Consider the following 19,959-nt stretch of genomic DNA (forward strand, 5'->3'; position numbering starts at 1 on the left):
AAAAAAAAGCACCTTATTAGGGTGCTTTTTTTATTTAGTAACCAATTTTGGTTCTTACTCTTTGTAAAACTTCATTTGCAATGGCTCCAGCTTTTTTAGCTCCGATAGCTAAAGCTTTGTCAACTTCTTCTAAGTTTTCCATATAGTAGTTGTATTTGGCACGTTGCTCAGCAAATCTATCAACTAATAATTCGTAAAAAGCCTGTTTTGCGTGTCCGTATCCATAATTACCACCTTCATAATTGGCTCTCATTTGTGCAATTTGCTCTTCTGAAGCTAATAATTGGTACAAGGCAAATAAATTACAAGTATCAGGGTTTTTAGGTTCTTCTAAAGGAGTACTATCCGTTTCAATTTTCATGACTTGCTTACGTAGTTTTTTATCGTCTTGAAAAATATCAATAATATTTCCTTGAGATTTACTCATTTTACCTCCGTTGGTTCCTGGAACATACATACTGCTTTCTTGAATTTTAGCATCAGGCAATACAAAAGTTTCTCCCATTTGGTGGTTGAATCTACTAGCCACATCTCTAGTAATTTCTAAATGTTGTAATTGATCTTTTCCAACAGGGACAATTTCAGCATCGTATAATAAAATATCAGCAGCCATTAACATTGGGTAATCAAACAAACCAGCATTTACATCTTCTAATCTATCAGCTTTGTCTTTAAAAGAGTGTGCTAAGGTTAATCTTTGATATGGAAAATAACAATTTAAATACCAAGTTAACTCAGTAGTTTGAGGTACATCACTTTGTCTGTAAAACACAGTTTTGTTAATGTCTAACCCAAATGCTAACCATGCAGCTGCTACGCTGTATGTATTTTGTTTTAATGTTTTGCTATCTTTAATTTGAGTTAAAGAGTGTAAGTTAGCGATAAACAAAAAAGATTCATTTTCTGGATTGTTTGCTATTTCTATAGCTGGAATAATTGCTCCTAATAAATTCCCTAAATGAGGAGTTCCCGTACTCTGTACACCTGTTAAAATTCTTGCCATTTCCTCTAAAAAATAATGTTTTGCACAAAAGTACACTTTCGTAAAAAACTATATAAGAAAGCTTGTAATTTATTTACAAAATAGTTGACTTAACAATTGTTAATGATTGTGCTTTTTTGTAAATTATAAAGAAACTTATAGTAATGGAATTTAAGGTAACATATTATGAACCTGTAGAGGAAAAATGGAATGTGTGGACACATGCAATCGGTTTTTTTCTCAGTGTTTTGGTGTTTCCTTTACTGATGTATAAAGCAATTGTTTCGGGGAGTTTTAATGCTGTTTTAAGTTATGCGATTTACGGAATTAGTATGATGGTTTTGTATGCCTCATCAACTTTATATCATAGTGCTATCAATCAAAAAGTAAGATATTATCTTAATATTTTAGACCATTCTGCGGTGTATGTTTTAATTGCAGGATCTTATGCTCCCATTTGTTTGGTGGTATTAGAGGGAAAAGTAGGTTGGTTGGTGTTTATTATTTCTTGGATAGTGGCAATTTTAGGAATAGTATATAAGATTTATTTTATAGGTAGATATAAAGTAATTTCCGTTTTATCCTATGTTTTTATGGGATGGATTATTCTTTTTTTCTTAAAATCTTTAATTGAAAATTTACCACTTTGGGGACAAAGATGGTTGTTATGGGGAGGGATTTTTTATTCTATAGGAGCATATTTTTATGCAGCTAATAAAATAAAGTACAATCATGCTATTTTTCACATACTAGTTTTGTTAGGTAGTCTATGTCATTTTATTACTATATATTATCACACTATAAAGTAATTACCAGTTTTTGTATGGGTTTTTACTTAGTTGAGAATTGTAGTATTTTACCTCTCCTGTAACTTCTTTTCCTAACCATTCAGGTTTTTCAAAAGTTTCGTTTTCCGATGACAATTCTACTTCGGCAACAATTAATCCTTGGTTGTCACCATCAAAAACATCAACTTCAAAAGTATGTAGGTTGGCTTTTACTAAATATCTTGTTTTGCTGATCACACCTGGTTCACAAATGGCTATTAATTGTTTGGCTTCTGCTACAGGAATTTCTTTTTCCCATTCAAAACGTGTCGTTCCACTTTCATTAGAACTTCCTTTAATGGTTAAAAAACCGTGATTGTTTTTTATTCTTACTCTAACAGCTCTATTTTTGTTAGAGTTTAAGTACCCTTGTTCAATTCTGTTGTGGTCAAAACTCTCTTTTATAAAGTTTAAATTGTTGATTAAAAACTTGCGTTCTATTTCTTTATAATTCATAATGTTTATTCAATATTACTTTGTTTTTTATGTTTTACATTTGTTACATTACCAAATCCTTAGTAATTAAAAAATGAGATATTTACTTTCTTTCCTATTTTGTTTTACAAGCATAGTTTTTGCTCAAAAAGATTATTCAAATCAATGGCAAGATTTGTATTCTTACAACGATGTAAAAGATTTTACAATAGTAGGAAATAAATTATATTCAATATCTAACAATGCGATGTTCATTTATGACTTAGATACAGAAGAAATACATAAATTTTCATCAGTAAATGGACTTTCGGGAACAACTACTTCTAGTATTTCTTTTGATGAACTTTCCGAAAGCATTATTATAGGTTATGAAAGTGGTTTGGTAGAAATTATTGATGCAGAAAATAATGTAATTCCTGTAACCGGAATAAAAGACAATCTTATTTTGGTTGATAAAATTGTAAAGGGAGCTTATCGTTCTCAAAATCAATTGTATTTATATGGAGATTTTGGGATTATAGAATTAAATATAGAAAACTTTGAGTTTGGAGATACTTATAAATTAAGTACTACTAGTAGTTCTTATTTTGTAAATGATATTGTGGTAGAAAATAATATTCTTTATGCGGCTACAAATAATGGGTTGTATAATATTAATCTTTCATCTAACCCAGTTGATTTTATGAATTGGACCATGATTGCTAATGGTAATATAAGTAATTTGTTAAGCTTAAATGATGAAGTTTATTTTTCCAAAGGAGTTAATGTTTTTGAAATAAGTAATCCACAAACAAGTATTATTACCACCTCAAAAAATATTTTGGATTTAAGTATAGACCAATCTACAAGCGAGTTAATTGTTACGATGTCTAATTTGGTAGAATTATACGAAATATCAACTTATAGCAAAGCAGACGAAATTGACTTAAATGAGGCTTTAGATTACAGTTTTACAACTACAAAAGCAATTATTAACAATGACCAAGTTTTTGTTAATACAAGTGATTTTGGTGTTTTAAAAACATCTTTAACAGATAAGAAAAATTATATAGAATTGCATCCTGATGGACCTTCAGCAAATGATATTTTTAGTATTACTGTGACCGGAAATCAAAAATGGGTGGTTTATGGAGGTCATAACGCTTCATATAATCAATTAGAGAAAACTTCAAATATTGATTATTTTGTAAATAATAAATGGAATTATTTAACATACGATCAGTTTTCAAATACTAGAGATTGTGTAAAAGCAATTGTAGATCCTGTTGATAATACTAGGGTTTTGGTTGCTAGTGTTGAAGAAGGAATAGTTGAATTAAATAATTATAAATTCAAACAAAAATGGCTTAAATCAAATTCTATTTTACCTGGTAATGCTTTTGCAAATGAAACTTGGATAGGAAATATGATTGTTGATAAGAATGATATTATTTGGACGGCCAATTCACAAGCTAGTAATGATTATTTTTTTACTAGTTATAATGGACGAAAAGAAGGTGCAGATAGATGGGAGTCTAATATTGATTTTACAGATAAGGTTAGAGGTAAATTTATTAGAGGATTTAATAAAATGTACGTAGATCAAAATAATAACGTGTATGCTGCTTCTGCTAGAAGCGGTTTATTTGTTTTTAACGCCAACCCTATTGAGGACGATACTAAAAGAGATATTACTATTTTAAATGATTTGGCAAATAATGCTCAATTACCTTCAAACTACGTGTTTTCTGTTGTTGTTGATGAAAATGAAAGAATATGGATTGGAACAGGTTTAGGTTTGGTTGTTTTTAATGATTATGATAATTTGTTTTCAGCGACTAAAAGACCAGCGACTACTTTAATTATTGAGGAGAATGGTGCTCCTAGAGAGTTTTTAGCAGATACTCAGGTAAATGATATTATTATAGATTTAGCCGGAAACAAATGGTTTGCAACCCAAGGGGCTGGTGTTTTTCAAACATCTTCAGATGGTCAAACAACTCATAATATTTTTAATATTTCAAATTCTCCGTTACCAAGTGATAATGTGATTGATTTAGAGTTGGATGAAACTACAGGAGAAATTTATATGGTCACTGAAAAAGGAACATTAGCATATGATAGTAAAAATGAACCTTTTGGAACGAGTATTACTTCTGTAATTGCTTATCCTAATCCAGCTATTAGAAACCAGACTGGGCACGAAATTATAACCATTGTAGCCAAAGATGGAAATGGAATTCCTGATGGAACCAATGTAAAAATAATGGATGTATCAGGTAGGTTGGTTTATGAGACAAATGTTAATCAGTCAAATCAATCTTTTGGAGGTAAAGTTGTTTGGGATAAAACAAATTTAAGAGGAAATCCTGTCGTTTCTGGAGTGTATATTGTTTTATTATCTAGTCAAGATGGTTCTGAAACCACTACTGCTAAAATAGCCATTGTAAATTAATGCAAGTCAATACCAAAGCTATTGTTATTAGTGCCGTTAAATACGGCGATAGTAGTCTTATTGTAAAATGCTATACCCAACAAGAAGGACTAAAATCATATTTATTACAAGGTATTTTAAAGAGGAAAAAAGGAAAAGTAAACAAGTCTTTATTTTTTCCTTTGTCAATTCTTCAAATCAATGCTTCTCATAATAATAAAGGAAGCTTAAATAGTATTTCTGAGGCAAGAGTATTACATCCTTTTTTAACTCTTCATGTAGATTTAATTAAACAGTCTATAGTATTCTTTTTATCAGAATTTTTAAGTTCTATTTTAGGAGAAGAAGAAGGGGAGAACGAGGTTTTATTTGATTTCTTAGAAAATACCATTGTTTGGTTAGATCATCATGATCATGTAGCAAATTTTCATTTGGTCTTTTTAATTCAGCTTACTAAATGTTTAGGTTTTTATCCTGATACCACACATCAAGAAAAGGGATATTTTTTTGATTTAAGTGAGGGTAAATATGTGATTAGAAATGGAGCCAATGTTATTCAAGGAGAGATGTTAACTCTTTTTAATAATGCACTAAATTTAAAGTTTGATGATTTAGAAACTAAGAGGTTTAGTAAAAATCAACGAGGATTGGTTTTAGATGTTTTGCTAAAATATTATCAACTACATTTATCTTCTTTCAGAAAACCAAAGTCGCTAGATATACTTTCAAAAATTTTAGAGTAATGCAAAGATTGTTATTTATTTTATGTTGTTTTTCCATCAGTTCTTTTGCACAACAAATAAGAGTGGTAGATGCCTATACAAACAAAGAAATAGAAGGTGTTGAGGTGGAAAACATTAACTTAAAAAAGAAAAAAATAACCAATAAATTTGGATTGGTTATTTTTAAAAATCTTCAGTCAGAAACAGTTCTAAGTTTAGAACATCAAAATTATAACAATTTAGAAATTACTTATAGAGATTCTGATGGAATTATTTTTTTAGAACCAACATCAGAAGGTTTAGAAAGTGTGGTGCTTTCCGTATCAAGAGTTGCAGAGAAAAAACAAAGTATTCCAGAGCATATAGAAATTGTTGCTAGAAAAGAAATAGATTATATTTCTCCACAAACATCAGCAGATTTATTGGCAAATATTCCAGGAATTAGAGTGCAAAAATCTCAATTTGGAGGAGGTTCTCCAGTTATTAGAGGAATGGAGTCTAACAGAGTATTATTGGTTGTTGATGGTGTTAGAATGAACAATGCTATTTATAGAAACGGACATTTACAAAACTCAATATCTGTAAGTCCTTTTGTTTTAGAAAGAACCGAAGTCGTTTTTGGACCAGCCTCTGTAACTTATGGATCTGATGCATTGGGAGGAGTTGTCCATTATTATACTAAAAATATAAATTATACTAAAAAACTTAATTTAAAAAATCAAGTTTTTTATAGAAATAGTACTGTAAATAATGAGCATAGTACTAGTTTTAGTACTCAAGTTTCACATCAAAAATGGGCTTCATTGACCAACGTTTCTTATAGTAGTTTTGATGATTTAAAAATGGGAAAAAATAGAATTCATGGTTATGAAGATTGGGGAAAAGTTTATCAATATTCTCAGAATACAAGTAAAGATTACTATAGCTCAAGTACGATTAATCCAAATCCAAATATTCAAAAAAACACAGGTTATCATCAGCTAGATTTGATGCAAAAATTTATGATGCCTATTCATCAAAAAATAGATTTAATTCTAAACGGTCAGTTTAGCACAACCAATGATATTCCAAATTTTGGAAAACTAAACGATTATAAAAATAATGATTTAAAGTTTGCAGAGTGGTATTATGGACCCCAAGAAAGATTGTTCGTTTCTGCTCAAGCCAAGTTTAAAGATTATAAATCGGTATTAAAAAATGGAGCCATTACTTTAGCATATCAAAATATTCTTGAATCTAGAATTAATAGAAATTTTGGTTCTCTGGATAGAACTTCTCGTTTTGAAGAGGTTGATGTTTTTTCTTTAAATAGTGATTTTTTTATTCCTATGGGAGTATCAAAAAAGAATAAATTATTTTATGGATTAGAGTTGGTTCATAACAATGTAAATTCATCAGCTAAAGGAGAAACGTTGTCTTTTTCTGGAAATAAAATTACGGGGGTAACCAATAATTATATTGCAGACACTCGTTATCCAGATGGAGGTAGTACTTATAGTAGTGCAGCTATTTATACTTCTTATAGACAAGAATTAAGTAAAAAACACATTGTTAATGCAGGACTAAGATTAACATCAACGTTGTTAAGTGCAAATTGGAATCAAAATGTATCTATTAATATCCCAAATAATCAATTAAGATTAAATAATATGGCATTAACAGGTTCTTTAGGTTATATTTTTAAACCATATCCTACAGATAAAATAAGTGTGGTGTTGTCAAAAGGGTTTAGAGCACCTAATGTTGATGATGTTGGAAAAATTAGATCTAAATCAGGAAAATTAACAGTTCCAAATACCGGTTTACAACCAGAACATTTGTATAGTGCAGAAATTGGTTTTGCTAAGAACTTACTAGCTTATAAGTTTTATTTTGATAGTAATATTTACTATACCTTATTAGATAACTACATTGGTAGAGCTCAGTCCACAGAGTTTGGAACATCTATTAATTATGATGGAGATACTTTTGAAGATGAAAATATTTTAGCCAATACTAATATTGGTAAAGCGGCTATTTATGGAGCTACTGTAAGTTCAAATTGGGAATTTTTAAAAGATGTAAAAATCAATGGGGGAATTACTTATACCAAAGGAATTTCTTATGAAAATGAGGAACCTTTATCATCTATTCCTCCTTTATTTGGAAATATTTCTTTAGGTTTTTATAAAAAAATGTTTAATCTAGCCTTGAATTATCGTTTTTCAATGGCTAAAAAGTTAAAAGGATATAATTTAACAGAGGGAATTGATAATATTGATGAAACCCCAAATGAAGAAGGAACTCCTAATTGGAGTGTTCTGAATTTTAATAGTAATTATCATTTTAGTAAAAATTTAAGAATACAGTTTCAAATACAAAATATTTTAGATCTTCATTATAAGGAATTTGCTTCTTCTATAAGTGCTCCCGGAAGAAATTTATCAGTTGCCGTAGCATATTCATTTTAAAAGTAAGTTTATAAACACTTGTTTGCTTATTTTTGCATCCTATGAAATTCACTTTAGGTAAAAATCAAAAATTAAAAAGTAGAAAAGCAATTGCTCAATTGTTTATCGAGGGACAGTCTGCTAAAAGTTTTCCCATAAAAATGATTTATTTACCAGTGAATAAAGAAGAAAACCCTGAGGTTAAAGTTGCTTTTTCCGTTCCTAAGAGAAATTTTAAACATGCCGTTGATAGAAACAGAATTAAAAGATTGTTACGAGAAGCTTATCGATTACATCAGCATGAGTTTTTTGAAGGAAATGATAGCACGTACAACATTATGTTTATTTACATGAGTAATAAAATGCCTGATTATATTGAGGTTGAGTCTACCTTGAAAAAAGTCTTTTTAAAGTTTAAATCTTCACTCCCTACTTCAATATCTTAAGCAGAATTCTTATCTTCCATACCTATGGAACAAAAAGAAAGAATATTGGCTCAAAAGTCTAAAAGAGCCATAGAAACCATGTATATTACCATGTTACATTTGTTTAACAGAGGTCATTACAAACCTATGGGAATGTCTGGACAATCTTTAAGAAAAGCTTTATTGGAGCTAGAGCCAGAGATTTATGGATCTATATCAGACCCTAAAAAGTTTGAATTACAAGGGCTGTTATATGTTTTAGATCGTTTACCAGATGGAATTGAAAACTGTAGATTTATTAATTTAACGGCTACCGAAGGTTTAGATGAAGGTCACTTTACAAAAATAGTTCCTCCAAAAAGAAGACGAAATTGTTACAGAATTGATGGAGAACAAATGAATATTGAGATTACCCGCGGTAGATCTGATATTTATGATGTCTTAACACATTTAACATTTATGTATTTAGAATCGCATAAATTGTTGAATAGAATGTTTGTGGGGTATAGAAATGAAATTTCTCACGAATGGGAAAAATTACAAGAGCTTGTACTTTCAAATGATGAGATTATTCAAGAAGACAGAGAAGTACTTTTTGTTTATTTATCTAATCTGTTAGGAAGAAGTTTTGATGAGGTTAAAAGTGTTTATAAACAATTATCTACCAAAAAAAATCCGGATAGGTTTTTTCATATCATTTATGGTTTAGGAAGCCTTGCAGCCAAAGAAAAAATTGACAATCAATTCAGATTAATTCGTTTTAGCGATAGTTTAATCGATCAGGTTGGAAAGCATGTTTACGGAAATATTTGGGCTAGAAATATAAAAAAAGTTTTGTTTAATAAAGGAATGTTAAAGAGGCCAATTCACGTTATTAGTTCTAACATGCATTCGGTTTTAAATGTTTTGTATGCAAAAAAAGCACTTCAATTTAAAAGTGAAGATGTTTTTACTTTATATAAAGAATTAAGTGAAGTTAAAAGCAAAGAAGAGAGAGAAAAGGTGTTGCAATACGCTATAAAAAATGGATTGACGGAAGTAAATGATACCTCAGGAGCAAATATTGATGTTCAAATTATAGACACTTCATTCATCAATCAAGAACCAAAAGATAAAGCTCCTGTAATTATCGTGATGGATTATGCTTTTGGAGAACAAGCTTATGAAACCATGGATGAATTGCTAAAACCCTATAATCACGGACTAGAGGATGCCATTAAGTTAGATGTACAATCAGTTTCTATTATGGGAAAAGCCGGAATTTTATTTGGAGATAAGGGAGATGTCATGATTCCAACAGCACATATTTTAGAAGGAACAGCAGATAACTATTTTTTTATCAATGAATTGGATGAAAATCAATTCAAAAAATTAAATTTGAACACTTTTACAGGGAATATGGTAACGGTGTTGGGGACATCGTTACAAAACAAGTCTATTCTTAACTATTTTAAAAGCACTAGTTGGAATACAGTTGGGTTAGAAATGGAAGGAGCTCATTATCAAAAAGCCATTCAAATCGCCTCCCAAGTAAGAAATCATATTTCTAAAAAAGTAAAAGTAAGGTATGCTTATTATGCATCAGACAATCCTTTACACTCAGGAAGTACATTGGCTTCAGGAGGATTAGGAATGAAAGGTGTTAAACCAACATATGCTATTACAGAAGCTATTTTGGGGCAAATTTTTAATAACTAACACGTTTCATGTTTAAACGAATATTTGATATTCTATTTTCTTTTATTGTAGTAATAACTATTTTAATTTGGTTAATTCCTTTTGTAGCCTTGTTGATTTTTATCACTACAGGTGAAAAACCTTTCTTTTTTCAAAAAAGGATTGGGCAGCACGGAAGAGAGTTTCATATATTTAAACTGAGAACCATGAAGGGTTTTCCTCCCGTAAATGATCCTTTGTTATCTGCCGAAGAAACCGTTAGGATTACCAAAATGGGAAAAATACTGCGTAAATATAGAATTGATGAATTTCCACAGTTTATCAATGTGTTAATAGGTGATATGAGTATTGTAGGGCCAAGGCCAGAAAGACAGCAATTTTTAGATAATATCATTCGTGAAATCCCTAATTATGCAGAGCTACAATGCTTAAAACCAGGAATCACATCTCTGGGACAAATTCGTTTTGGGTATGCCGACACATTTGCACAAATGAAAATTAGAGCTAGGTACGATTTAGTTTATTTAGATAACCTATCTTTGTGGACTGATATTAAAATCATCTTATATACCATTATTGTGGTTATTAAAGGAAAAGGTAAATAAATTATGAATATTCTTATTTTAGGTTCTGGAGGTAGAGAACATGCGTTTGCAAAAAAATTAGTAGAAAGTAAAAAATTGTCTAAGTTATTTATAGCACCAGGAAATGCTGGTACTTCAAAAATAGCTAACAATATTGCAATAGATCCAACAGATTTTCCTGCAGTTAAAAAAGCAGTGTTAGAAAACAACATTAATATGGTAGTTGTTGGACCAGAAGCTCCTCTGGTAGCAGGTGTTCACGACTTTTTCTTGGCTGATGATGAATTAAAAAACATTCCAGTAATTGGACCTAAAAAAGATGGAGCAGAATTAGAAGGTTCTAAAGAATTTTCTAAAAAATTCATGTTCAAACATGGAGTTCCTACAGCAAAATATGAAGCTTTTACAAAAGATACGGTTGCTGAAGGTCAAGCATTTTTAGAAACTTTAAAACCACCATTTGTATTAAAAGCAGATGGATTAGCTGCAGGTAAAGGAGTGTTAATTATTAATGATTTACAAGAAGCCAAAGAGGAGTTAGCAGATATGTTAACCAACGAAAAATTTGGTGCAGCTTCTTCTAAAGTGGTGATTGAAGAATATTTAGACGGAATTGAATTGTCTGTTTTTGTATTAACAGACGGAAAAGGATATAAAGTTTTACCATCTGCTAAAGATTATAAAAGAATTGGAGAAGGAGATACCGGTTTAAATACTGGTGGTATGGGTGCAATTTCTCCAGTACCTTTTGCTGATGAAGCGTTTATCAAAAAAGTAGAAGATAGAGTAGTAAAACCAACGGTTGAAGGTTTACAAAAAGATGGTATTGATTACCGTGGATTTATCTTTATCGGATTGATGAATATTGGTGGAGATCCTTATGTAATTGAATATAATGTACGTATGGGGGATCCTGAAACAGAAGCTGTTTTACCGCGTATTACTTCTGATTTATTAGATTTATTTGAAGGAGTAGCAACACAAACTTTAGCATCTAAATCTTATGAAGTAGATTCTAGAACCGCAACAACAGTGGTAGTTGTTGCAGGTGGATATCCAGAAGCTTATGGAAAAGGAGATGTTATTATAGGTACAGAAAATGAAGAAGAATCTATAGTATTTCATGCAGGTACAGACCTAAAAGATGGAAAGATTGTTACTAATGGAGGACGTGTTTTAGCAGTGACTTCTTTTGGAGAGGATATTCCTTCTGCTTTGGCAAAATCTTATAGAACGATTGATAAAATTTCTTTTGACAAAATGAATTACAGAAAAGACATCGGGTTTGATTTGGTGTAATTTAACCTACATAATATTAAAAAATGGCTTTGTTTACAACGTAAACAAAGCCATTTTTTAATTATAAATAACAAAAGCTTTTATTAATCTTGATTGATTAATAATGGGGTTTTCCCATCAGTGATAATAACTTTACTATTAGGCGATTTTGATAATTCTTTAAACGCTTCTATTGTTTTAATTTGAATAATTTCATCTGTTAAACCTTCAGAGAATATTTTTTGTGAATCTCTTTCTCCTTTTGCATTAATTATTTTTCTTTCAGCTTCTAATTTTTCTTGTTGTAAAACAAACTCCATTCTCATGGCATCTTGCTCAGCTTGTAGTTTTCTTTCTATAGAACTAGCCAAACCATTAGGTAGTTGAACTCTTTTTAGCAATACAGCTATTAAGTCTATTCCTTCTGCTTGTTTTTCCATGTTTATTTTCATTTTTCTTAGGATTTCAGCTTCAATTTTTGCTCGCATTCCAGAGTGCATATCTTTTGCATAAAATTGAGCGCAAACATCAGCAGCAGCAGATTTAAAAATACTAGTCACTACAGATTCATAATTCCCCCCTAAGCTTTCAAGTACTGAAGTTAATTTTGAAGGTTCTAATCGGTATAATATTGATATTTCAGAACCAACACTTAATCCTTCTTTACTAGGTAGGCTTAAAATAAGTTTAATATTGCTTGTTTGGGTAGATTCTTTAATGACTCTGCTGACAAATGGATTGTAAAAAATAACGCCTTGCGTTTGTATTTTACTAGAAAATTTACCTAAAGTTTGTTTCACTCCTACTTCTCCGGGTCTAATTACCCTACAACTAGAGAGTGTAAAAACTGCAACTAATGTTAATCCTATTAATTTTTTCATAATATGTAATTTTAAATGGTTAATATTTAGTGCTTTATGATAAATATATGTATAAATATTCGTTTCTATGATATTTTTAAATTTTTCATTCTATTTAGAATAAATTTTAAAATCAGGTTTATATATTACAGGTAATTTTAATAATGGCTAATCTAAACTATAAGAATAAAATAATAGTTGCTCCTTTAAATTGGGGTTGGGGTCATGCATCTCGTTGTATTCCTATTATAAAAGAAATTATGGTTTTAGGATATATTCCTGTCATCGCTTGTGATGGTAGTGCTTTGGATTTTTTACAAAAAGAATTTCCAAATATGGAAACGTTAGAATTACCGACTTACGGAATAAAGTATCATCAATATTTTGTTTGGTCTATGTGTTTAAATATTCCAAAAATTGTCAATGGAATTATTAAGGAACAAGCTGTTATCAAAAAATATATCACAGAGCATAAAAAGGAGATAGTTGGGATTATTTCTGATAATAGGTTAGGAATCTACCATTCAGAAATACCATCTGTTTATATCACTCATCAGCTAAATATTAAAGCAGGGATTTTATCAAAAGGCATTAATAAAATTCATCATTATTTCATCAAAAAACACCAAGAATGTTGGGTGCCTGATGAAGAAAATAGTTTGTATTCAGGAGACTTATCTAAAAACACCTCAAACTTAAATATTCAATACATTGGGGTTTTATCTAGATTCAAAAAACAAGAGATTCCAACGAAGTACAATTTATTGGTATTGTTGTCTGGAGTAGAAGGACAAAGAAAGGCTTTGGAAGATTTAATGTTTAAGGAGTTAAAATACTTTAAAGGCAAAATATTATTGGTAAGAGGAACTTTAAACGCTTCTACAAAAGTTTTTCCATCAAATGTTGTGGTGGTAGATTATTTGTTATCGAAAGATTTAGAAAAGGCTATAAATGCATCTGATTTAGTGATCTCAAGATCAGGATATAGTACCATTATGGATTTGGTTATTTTAGAAAAACGGGCTTTTTATATTCCCACACCGGGACAAACAGAACAAGAGTATTTGGCTAGTTATTTACAGCGTAGTAACATAGCTAATTTTAGTACTCAAAAAGAGTTTACAATTGATTTGTTAAACAAAAAAAATGTTGAGGGATCTTTTAAAAAGACGTCTCAACATTGTATTTCTGAGTATTTAATTAAGGCTTTTAAGCTTTCTCCAATGTAAAATAGAACGTAGAACCAACACCAACACTACTTGTTACATCAATAGTTTGTTCATGTGCTTCTATAATGTGCTTTACAATTGACAATCCTAGACCAGAACCTCCTTGATCTCTAGACCTACTTTTATCTACTCTATAAAAACGTTCAAACAATCTAGGAACATCTACTTCGGCAATTCCTTCACCGTTATCGGTTACTTTAATCACTACTTTTTCTTCGTCTTCATAGTCTACAGAAACGATGGTTGTTCCACCAATTTTTCCGTATTTAATAGAATTCATCACAAGGTTGATTAACACTTGCTCAATTTTACTTTGATCTGCCAATACAAATTCAGGAATGTCATAAAACTTATCTAACGTAAGTTTTATATTTCTTTTTTTGGCTTGCATTTCTAGTAAATCAAAAACTTTTTGAATGACTTTTATGATGTTAAAAGTGTCAATTTTAAGTTTTAAATCGTTGGTTTCTAGTTTTGTAATTAAATCTAAATCTCCAACAATTTCACTAAGTCTTTCAATAGCAAGGTTGGCTCTTTTTAAATATTTTTCTCTAATTTCTCTGTTTTCAGCAGCTCCTTCAATTAAAGTTAACAAGTAACCTTGTACGGTAAACAAAGGTGTTTTTAACTCGTGAGCAACATTTCCTAAAAAATCACGTCTGTAATTTTCACGATAATTCAACTTTGTGATTTCTCTTTTCTTTTTATAGGAATACTTCAGAATGTCTCTGGCTAAAAAGTCAAACTCATCAGCATTTACATTAATTCTAGAAATTCTTCTCTTTTTTAAAGTGTTTACTTGATTGTATATTTTATCAATTCTATAATTAATGTAATTGTTAATTCCGCTATTTAGTACAATTGTTAGAAGTATAAATAAGACTCCAGATAAAATGAGTAGCGCATTAACATCTATCTCTTCTAATGTATTGAACATAAAAAAGATAATGGCTGCATTGATACAAGCAACAAGTATAAAAGAGAGGAGAATTGAAAAAAGTAAGAAGTTTTTAATTTTCATGTAAAATGAACTTATATCCTACTCCCTTAACGGTTTTAAAGTAATCATCACCAATTTTTTCACGAAGTTTTCTAATGTGTACATCAATAGTTCTATCTCCAACCACTACATCACTACCCCAAACTTTTTTCATGATAGATTCTCGGTTAAATACTTTACCTGGTTTAGAAGTTAACAAAGAAAAAAGTTCGAATTCTTTTCTAGGTAACACAATTTTATCACCGTCTTTAATAATTAAGTATTCGTCACGATCTATGGTAATTCCACCTAATTCGGTATTGTTGTTACTACCTTCTTCTTTAATTCTTCTTAATAAAGATTTAATCTTACTAATTAACAATTTTGGTTTAATTGGCTTGGTAATGTAGTCGTCAGCACCAGCATCGAACCCAGCTACTTGACTATAATCTTCACCTCTAGCAGTAAAAAAAGAAATAATTACATCTCCCATATCAGGAAGTTCTCTAATTTTTTCACAAGCTTCAACACCATCCATTTCAGGCATCATTACATCTAATAGAATTAAATGAGGTTGTACTTTTTTTGCTTGACTTACAGCTTCTAAGCCATTCTCTGCAGTATAAATATCGTATCCCTCTTTTTTAAGATTGTAACCAACAATTTCTAAGATATCTGGTTCATCGTCTACTAAAAGTATTTTAATCTGATTTGTTTCCATTATATGTGTTATTAATCACAGCAAAATTAATCTTTTACAAGATACAAAAGAGTTTGTTAACAATCATTTAACAGTAAGCCTAACTTAACGTAATCATGGACTGTAGTTAACAATATTTTAACATAAAGGTAATGATATATTGCGCTCTTTAAGGTATTATTTATAGACTTTTGCACCGCTTTTAACAAATATAGCATTGATAATGAGAAATTTATTAGTTACATTTTTTACTTTGATGAGTGTAGTTACGTTTGCACAGTCAAAAGGAACCATTTCAGGAAAAATACAAGATAAGGATATGGGGTTAGAACCTTTGCCTTTTGTAAGTATTTACGACAGTAAAGATAATACTGTAGGAACTACCTCTGATTTTGATGGAAATTACATTATAAAATTAAGTCCAGGTGTACACACTCTTGTTTTTGAGTTTGTAGGATACGAAACTGTTAAAAAACAAGTAACAGTAAAAGCTAATGCAACGCAAAATATTACGATTGTAATGTCTTCTGTAGCCGATGCTTTAGATGCAGTAGTATTAACTGCTGTTGTTAATAAAGAAAGTGAGGCTGCTTTAATGGAGGTTCAGAAAGAATCTGTAGTGGTGATTGAAAGTGTTGGAGCTGAGCAATTGTCTTCTCAGGGAGTTTCTGATGCTGCAGCAGCAACAACTAAAGTTACAGGAGTATCTAAACAACAAGGGTCTAGTGATGTTTATGTTCGTGGTTTAGGGGATAGATATAATAGTACTACCTTAAACGGATTACCATTGCCTTCTAATGATCCATCAAACAAAAACATTTCTTTAGATTTGTTTTCTACAGATGTATTACAGAATGTTGGAATTAGTAAAACATTTTCTTCAAGTGTAACAGGAGATTTAGGTGGAGCAAATATAAATGTAGAAACAAAACAAGCTTCTACAAAATCAAACTTTGCCATTGGAATTTCTACTGGAGCAAATTCACAAACTACTTTTAAAGATTTTAAGAATATTAATTCTGCTAATTACTTAGGGATTCAAACAAATACGGATCAACCAATAACAGATTTACAAAAATACAGTTTTACAGGTCAAATTTCACCTAGTACTTCATCAGCATTACCTAAAGTTGGAATTTCTTTAAATGGAGGAAGAAAAGTTAGATTTGATAACGGTTCTTCATTTTCATATTTCTTGGTTGGTTCTTTTGGGAATAGTTACAGATTTCAACAAGGAATTAATGTAGGAAATAGAACAGCAACTTCTCAAGGATCTAATTATTATGATGCAAAAGAATACAGTTATTCGGCTTCTAAATTAGCAATGGGGAATTTTGAGTATTCTTTTAATTCAGATCATAAAATCCTATTTAATTCAGTTTTTGTTCATTCTAATAGTCAAAAAATACAAGATTATTATGGTGATACTAATGATAATAATGATGTAAACCTTGTTTTACAAACAGAAAGTCAAGATAAATTATTAGTAAATCAATTGATTTCTAAAAACGGATTTGGCGAATATTTAGATCTAGATTTAGGGTTGGCCTATAATAATGTGGTTAATGATCAGCCAGATAGAAAAAAGAATGTTGTGATTTTAGACGATCCTTCTGGAAAAGCAAGGTTTTCTACTGGTACAGCAAGAGAAAATAGTAGATATTATCAAAATTTAACTGAAAATGATTTGGTAGGAAATATTGTTGCTAAAATTTATTTAGGTGAAAGAGGAGCTGAAGATACAAAAGGATCAATAGGAGTAGGGTACAGTTTTAGAAACACAAAACGAGATTTCAAAGCTTGGTATTTTGATCATAACGCTTTATCGAGTTCAAATTTATTTGATCCAAATAATTTGTCTGCAATATTAAATCAACAAGCATTGGATAATGGTGATTTTGATTTAAGAACTGGTTTCGGGTTTGGTAGAGGAGCTTTAGATCCTTTTACTTATGATGGAGATAAAATGGTAAATAGTGCGAATGTAAATTTAGATTATAACATCACTGATAAATTGTTTTTTAGTTTAGGAGGTCGTTTTGAAAACATTACAATGGATGTGAATTGGAAAACGAATTTGTCGGATGATAGTGCACAACTAAACAATACATATATTTTACCTTCTTTAAATTTAAAATATAGTTTAAATGATGAAAATCAATTTAGATTTTCTGCAAGTAAAACATACACATATCCTCAGTTTAAAGAAGTTGCAGAGTTTGTATACGAAGGGGCTAACTATACAGAGCAAGGAAATGGTGATTTAGAGCCTTCTGATAACTACAATTTAGATGTTAAATATGAGTTTTTCCCAGAGAATGGAGGATTAATTTCAGCAACGGTATTTGGTAAAATGATAAAAAATTCTATTAACAGAATAGAGTTAAATGCAGCATCAGACAATGCATATTCATATCAAAACACTGGAGATGCTAAAGTTTTAGGTTTAGAAATGGAATATAAAACAACTTTAGCAACTTTTGGAGATGATACTACAGAAGATTTTAGTAAAATTAAATTTGGAGCCAATGGTACCTATATGTATACAACTCAAGATTTAGAAACACGAGGATTGTTTAGACCAACTAATACAACTTCACAGTTACAGGGAGCTTCTCCAATTATTGTAAATGGAGATATTTCATATGTGTTAAATCATAAAGATCAAGAATCTATGGCTACTTTGGTGATAAATTATCAGGGTGATAAGTTATATAGTATTGGTACAAATTCAGGAACAATAGGTTTAGAGGATGTTGTACAAAAAGCCATTACGACTTTAGATTTTGTAGCAAAACATCAATTTAACAAAAACATGAGTTTAAAAGTTTCACTTAAAAATATTTTAAACCCATCAATTAAGAGAGTAAGAGATTTAGATACTCCATTAACAAATGTTTCATACAAAAGAGGAATTGATTTAGGTTTATCTTTAGGATATAAGTTCTAAAACTTAACTTTAAAATATAAAAAAGGTGTTTGGTTTTTTAAAATCAAACACCTTTTTTATTTGATATTAATAACAGAAGCATTAATGATTACACTTAACAATAAGTTTACAAAAACGCAAATAGACTTAACAAGAACTTAATAAGCTCTTAACTCAAACTAAGACATACCTGTTGTTACTTTGTATCAACAAAATTTGAAACAAAAACAAAACAAAATTTTATTTAAGATGAAAAAATCAATTTTATCAATGTTAGCTATTGCAGCATTAACTTTTTCAAGTTGTAGTGAAGACGATAATAATGACCCTGTAGACAATAGTGGAATTATTACTTCTAATGCAGATATCATAGCTGGAGATTTACATGGAACTATAGAAGGAAATGTAACTTTAAAGTCTAATGTAGAGTATTTATTAACAGGAGCTTTGTTGGTTAAAGATGGTTATACTTTAACTATTGAAGCAGGAACTACAGTAAAAGTAGAGGCTGGTCGTACAGATACTTATGTAGCTGTAGAACAAGGAGCAAAAATTATGGCTGCTGGTACAGCTGCTAAACCAATTACTTTTACTTCTAATGCAACAAATCCTGCAGCAGGAGACTGGGGAGGAATTGTAATTGCTGGTAAAACACAGACAAATAAAGGAGCTGCAGTTCAGTCTGAAGTTGCTGGTTTAACATACGGTATGCCGGCTGGTTCAGCTATTGCAGATGATAATTCTGGAGTGTTAACTTATGTAATTGCAGAGTATACTGGAGCTAAAATTAATGGAGATGCTGAGTTTAATGGATTCTCTTTTTACACAGTAGGTTCTGGAACTACATTAGAAAACTTAGTAGTAAAATATGGATTCGATGATGGTGTTGAGTTTTTTGGTGGAACTGTAGATTTAAAAAATATTTTATGTGTAAATATTGCTGATGATATGTTTGATTTTACTGGAGGATACACAGGAACAATTACAAATGCTTTTGGAGTAAGAGAGGCTGGTTTTTCAACAGCTAGTAAAGATCCAAGAGGTATTGAAGGAGATTCTAATGAAAGTGATGCTGATGCATTACCAAGATCTACACCTACCTTTGAGGGAGTAACTATTATGAATTTTAGTACTGAAACAGAATTGACTGCTGGTGCAGAAATTCGTAGAGGAACTGAAGCAACTATTAACAACATTGCTTTTATTGCTGTTGGTGATGCTATGTTTGGTAATTTAGTTGATACTAAAGATGATTCAGGAAATGGGTCAGTAACTTTTACAAACGCATACAAAATGGGTAATGTTGGTGAAAACAAAGTTGGAGGAACAATTACAGGTGATATAGTTGAAGATGCTAACTTATTTAATGGTACAGCTGTTGCTGCTGGAAAAGGTGCAAACTTCTCAGTTTTTGCTTGGTCAGGGTATACTATACCAACTGTTAACTAGTCTTAGTAGAAAATAATATTTTTTTTTAAAACCCACCTCGA

General features: G+C 30.4%; 16 protein-coding genes. 11 read left to right on the plus strand and 5 right to left on the minus strand.

The window, feature by feature from the left end; translation table 11 throughout:
- Window positions 1-34: 34 nt before the first annotated feature.
- Window positions 35-1,003 carry a tryptophan--tRNA ligase gene (trpS, locus tag BUB70_RS02645; protein ID WP_073118129.1) on the minus strand — a complete coding sequence of 323 codons (969 nt, stop codon included), beginning with the start codon at window positions 1,001-1,003 and terminating at the stop codon, window positions 35-37.
- Window positions 1,004-1,146: 143 nt separating this feature from the next.
- Between trpS and trhA the strand changes: the two genes are divergently transcribed.
- Entirely contained in the window at window positions 1,147-1,791 is a 645-nt protein-coding gene (trhA, locus tag BUB70_RS02650; protein WP_073118130.1) for a PAQR family membrane homeostasis protein TrhA, read from the plus strand.
- Here the strand turns inward: trhA and BUB70_RS02655 are convergent, their stop codons facing one another.
- Window positions 1,792-2,265, minus strand: a complete 474-nt coding sequence (locus tag BUB70_RS02655; RefSeq protein ID WP_073118131.1) for a CYTH domain-containing protein — start codon at window positions 2,263-2,265, stop codon at window positions 1,792-1,794.
- A gap of 73 nt (window positions 2,266-2,338) precedes the next feature.
- On the opposite strand from BUB70_RS02655, the gene porZ reads away from it, so the two are divergent.
- Genes porZ through purD form a run of 7 tightly spaced genes read left to right on the plus strand, consistent with a single transcriptional unit; the run spans window position 2,339 to window position 11,793 of the window.
- Window positions 2,339-4,678, plus strand: coding sequence for a type IX secretion system anionic LPS delivery protein PorZ (porZ, locus tag BUB70_RS02660; RefSeq protein WP_073118132.1), 2,340 nt, complete (start codon window positions 2,339-2,341; stop codon window positions 4,676-4,678).
- Complete coding sequence (gene recO, locus BUB70_RS02665) at window positions 4,678-5,400, plus strand: DNA repair protein RecO (RefSeq protein ID WP_073118133.1); 723 nt, start codon at window positions 4,678-4,680, stop codon at window positions 5,398-5,400. Before porZ ends, recO begins: the two co-directional genes overlap by 1 nt.
- Window positions 5,400-7,829: a TonB-dependent receptor plug domain-containing protein gene (locus BUB70_RS02670; RefSeq protein WP_073118134.1), complete on the plus strand. Its 2,430-nt coding sequence runs from the start codon at window positions 5,400-5,402 to the stop codon at window positions 7,827-7,829. The genes recO and BUB70_RS02670 overlap by 1 nt, the downstream gene beginning before the upstream one ends.
- Window positions 7,830-7,870: 41 nt before the next feature.
- Window positions 7,871-8,254, plus strand: a complete 384-nt coding sequence (gene rnpA / locus BUB70_RS02675) for a ribonuclease P protein component (protein WP_073118135.1) — start codon at window positions 7,871-7,873, stop codon at window positions 8,252-8,254.
- A gap of 24 nt (window positions 8,255-8,278) precedes the next feature.
- On the plus strand, window positions 8,279-9,931 hold the full coding sequence (locus tag BUB70_RS02680) for a DUF6909 family protein (protein WP_073118136.1): 1,653 nt from the start codon (window positions 8,279-8,281) through the stop codon (window positions 9,929-9,931).
- A gap of 8 nt (window positions 9,932-9,939) precedes the next feature.
- Window positions 9,940-10,515 carry a sugar transferase gene (locus BUB70_RS02685; protein WP_073118137.1) on the plus strand — a complete coding sequence of 192 codons (576 nt, stop codon included), beginning with the start codon at window positions 9,940-9,942 and terminating at the stop codon, window positions 10,513-10,515.
- Window positions 10,516-10,518: 3 nt separating this feature from the next.
- Window positions 10,519-11,793 (plus strand): phosphoribosylamine--glycine ligase, encoded by a 1,275-nt coding sequence (gene purD, locus BUB70_RS02690; protein ID WP_073118138.1) that lies wholly within the window; start codon window positions 10,519-10,521, stop codon window positions 11,791-11,793.
- Between the two features lie 83 nt (window positions 11,794-11,876).
- Here purD and BUB70_RS02695 read toward each other — a convergent pair whose 3' ends face one another.
- Window positions 11,877-12,653: a prohibitin family protein gene (locus BUB70_RS02695; protein WP_073118139.1), complete on the minus strand. Its 777-nt coding sequence runs from the start codon at window positions 12,651-12,653 to the stop codon at window positions 11,877-11,879.
- Between the two features lie 143 nt (window positions 12,654-12,796).
- Between BUB70_RS02695 and BUB70_RS02700 the strand changes: the two genes are divergently transcribed.
- Window positions 12,797-13,861, plus strand: a complete 1,065-nt coding sequence (locus BUB70_RS02700) for a glycosyltransferase (RefSeq protein ID WP_073118140.1) — start codon at window positions 12,797-12,799, stop codon at window positions 13,859-13,861.
- Here BUB70_RS02700 and BUB70_RS02705 read toward each other — a convergent pair.
- Both BUB70_RS02705 and BUB70_RS02710 read right to left on the minus strand, forming a co-directional pair.
- Complete coding sequence (locus tag BUB70_RS02705; protein WP_073118141.1) at window positions 13,842-14,882, minus strand: sensor histidine kinase; 1,041 nt, start codon at window positions 14,880-14,882, stop codon at window positions 13,842-13,844. The genes BUB70_RS02700 and BUB70_RS02705 overlap by 20 nt on opposite strands.
- Complete coding sequence (locus tag BUB70_RS02710) at window positions 14,872-15,561, minus strand: response regulator transcription factor (RefSeq protein ID WP_073118142.1); 690 nt, start codon at window positions 15,559-15,561, stop codon at window positions 14,872-14,874. The genes BUB70_RS02705 and BUB70_RS02710 overlap by 11 nt, the downstream gene beginning before the upstream one ends.
- A 202-nt stretch (window positions 15,562-15,763) precedes the next feature.
- Between BUB70_RS02710 and BUB70_RS02715 the strand changes: the two genes are divergently transcribed.
- Both BUB70_RS02715 and BUB70_RS02720 read left to right on the plus strand, forming a co-directional pair.
- The gene (locus tag BUB70_RS02715) at window positions 15,764-18,490 is read left to right on the plus strand and encodes a TonB-dependent receptor (protein ID WP_073118143.1); all 2,727 of its coding nucleotides are present in this window, start codon (window positions 15,764-15,766) and stop codon (window positions 18,488-18,490) included.
- 228 nt (window positions 18,491-18,718) lie between these two features.
- Window positions 18,719-19,918, plus strand: a complete 1,200-nt coding sequence (locus tag BUB70_RS02720) for a hypothetical protein (protein ID WP_073118594.1) — start codon at window positions 18,719-18,721, stop codon at window positions 19,916-19,918.
- The last annotated feature ends 41 nt before the right edge of the window (window positions 19,919-19,959 follow it).

Source organism: Wenyingzhuangia marina (genome assembly GCF_900130035.1).
GTDB lineage: Bacteria > Bacteroidota > Bacteroidia > Flavobacteriales > Flavobacteriaceae > Wenyingzhuangia > Wenyingzhuangia marina.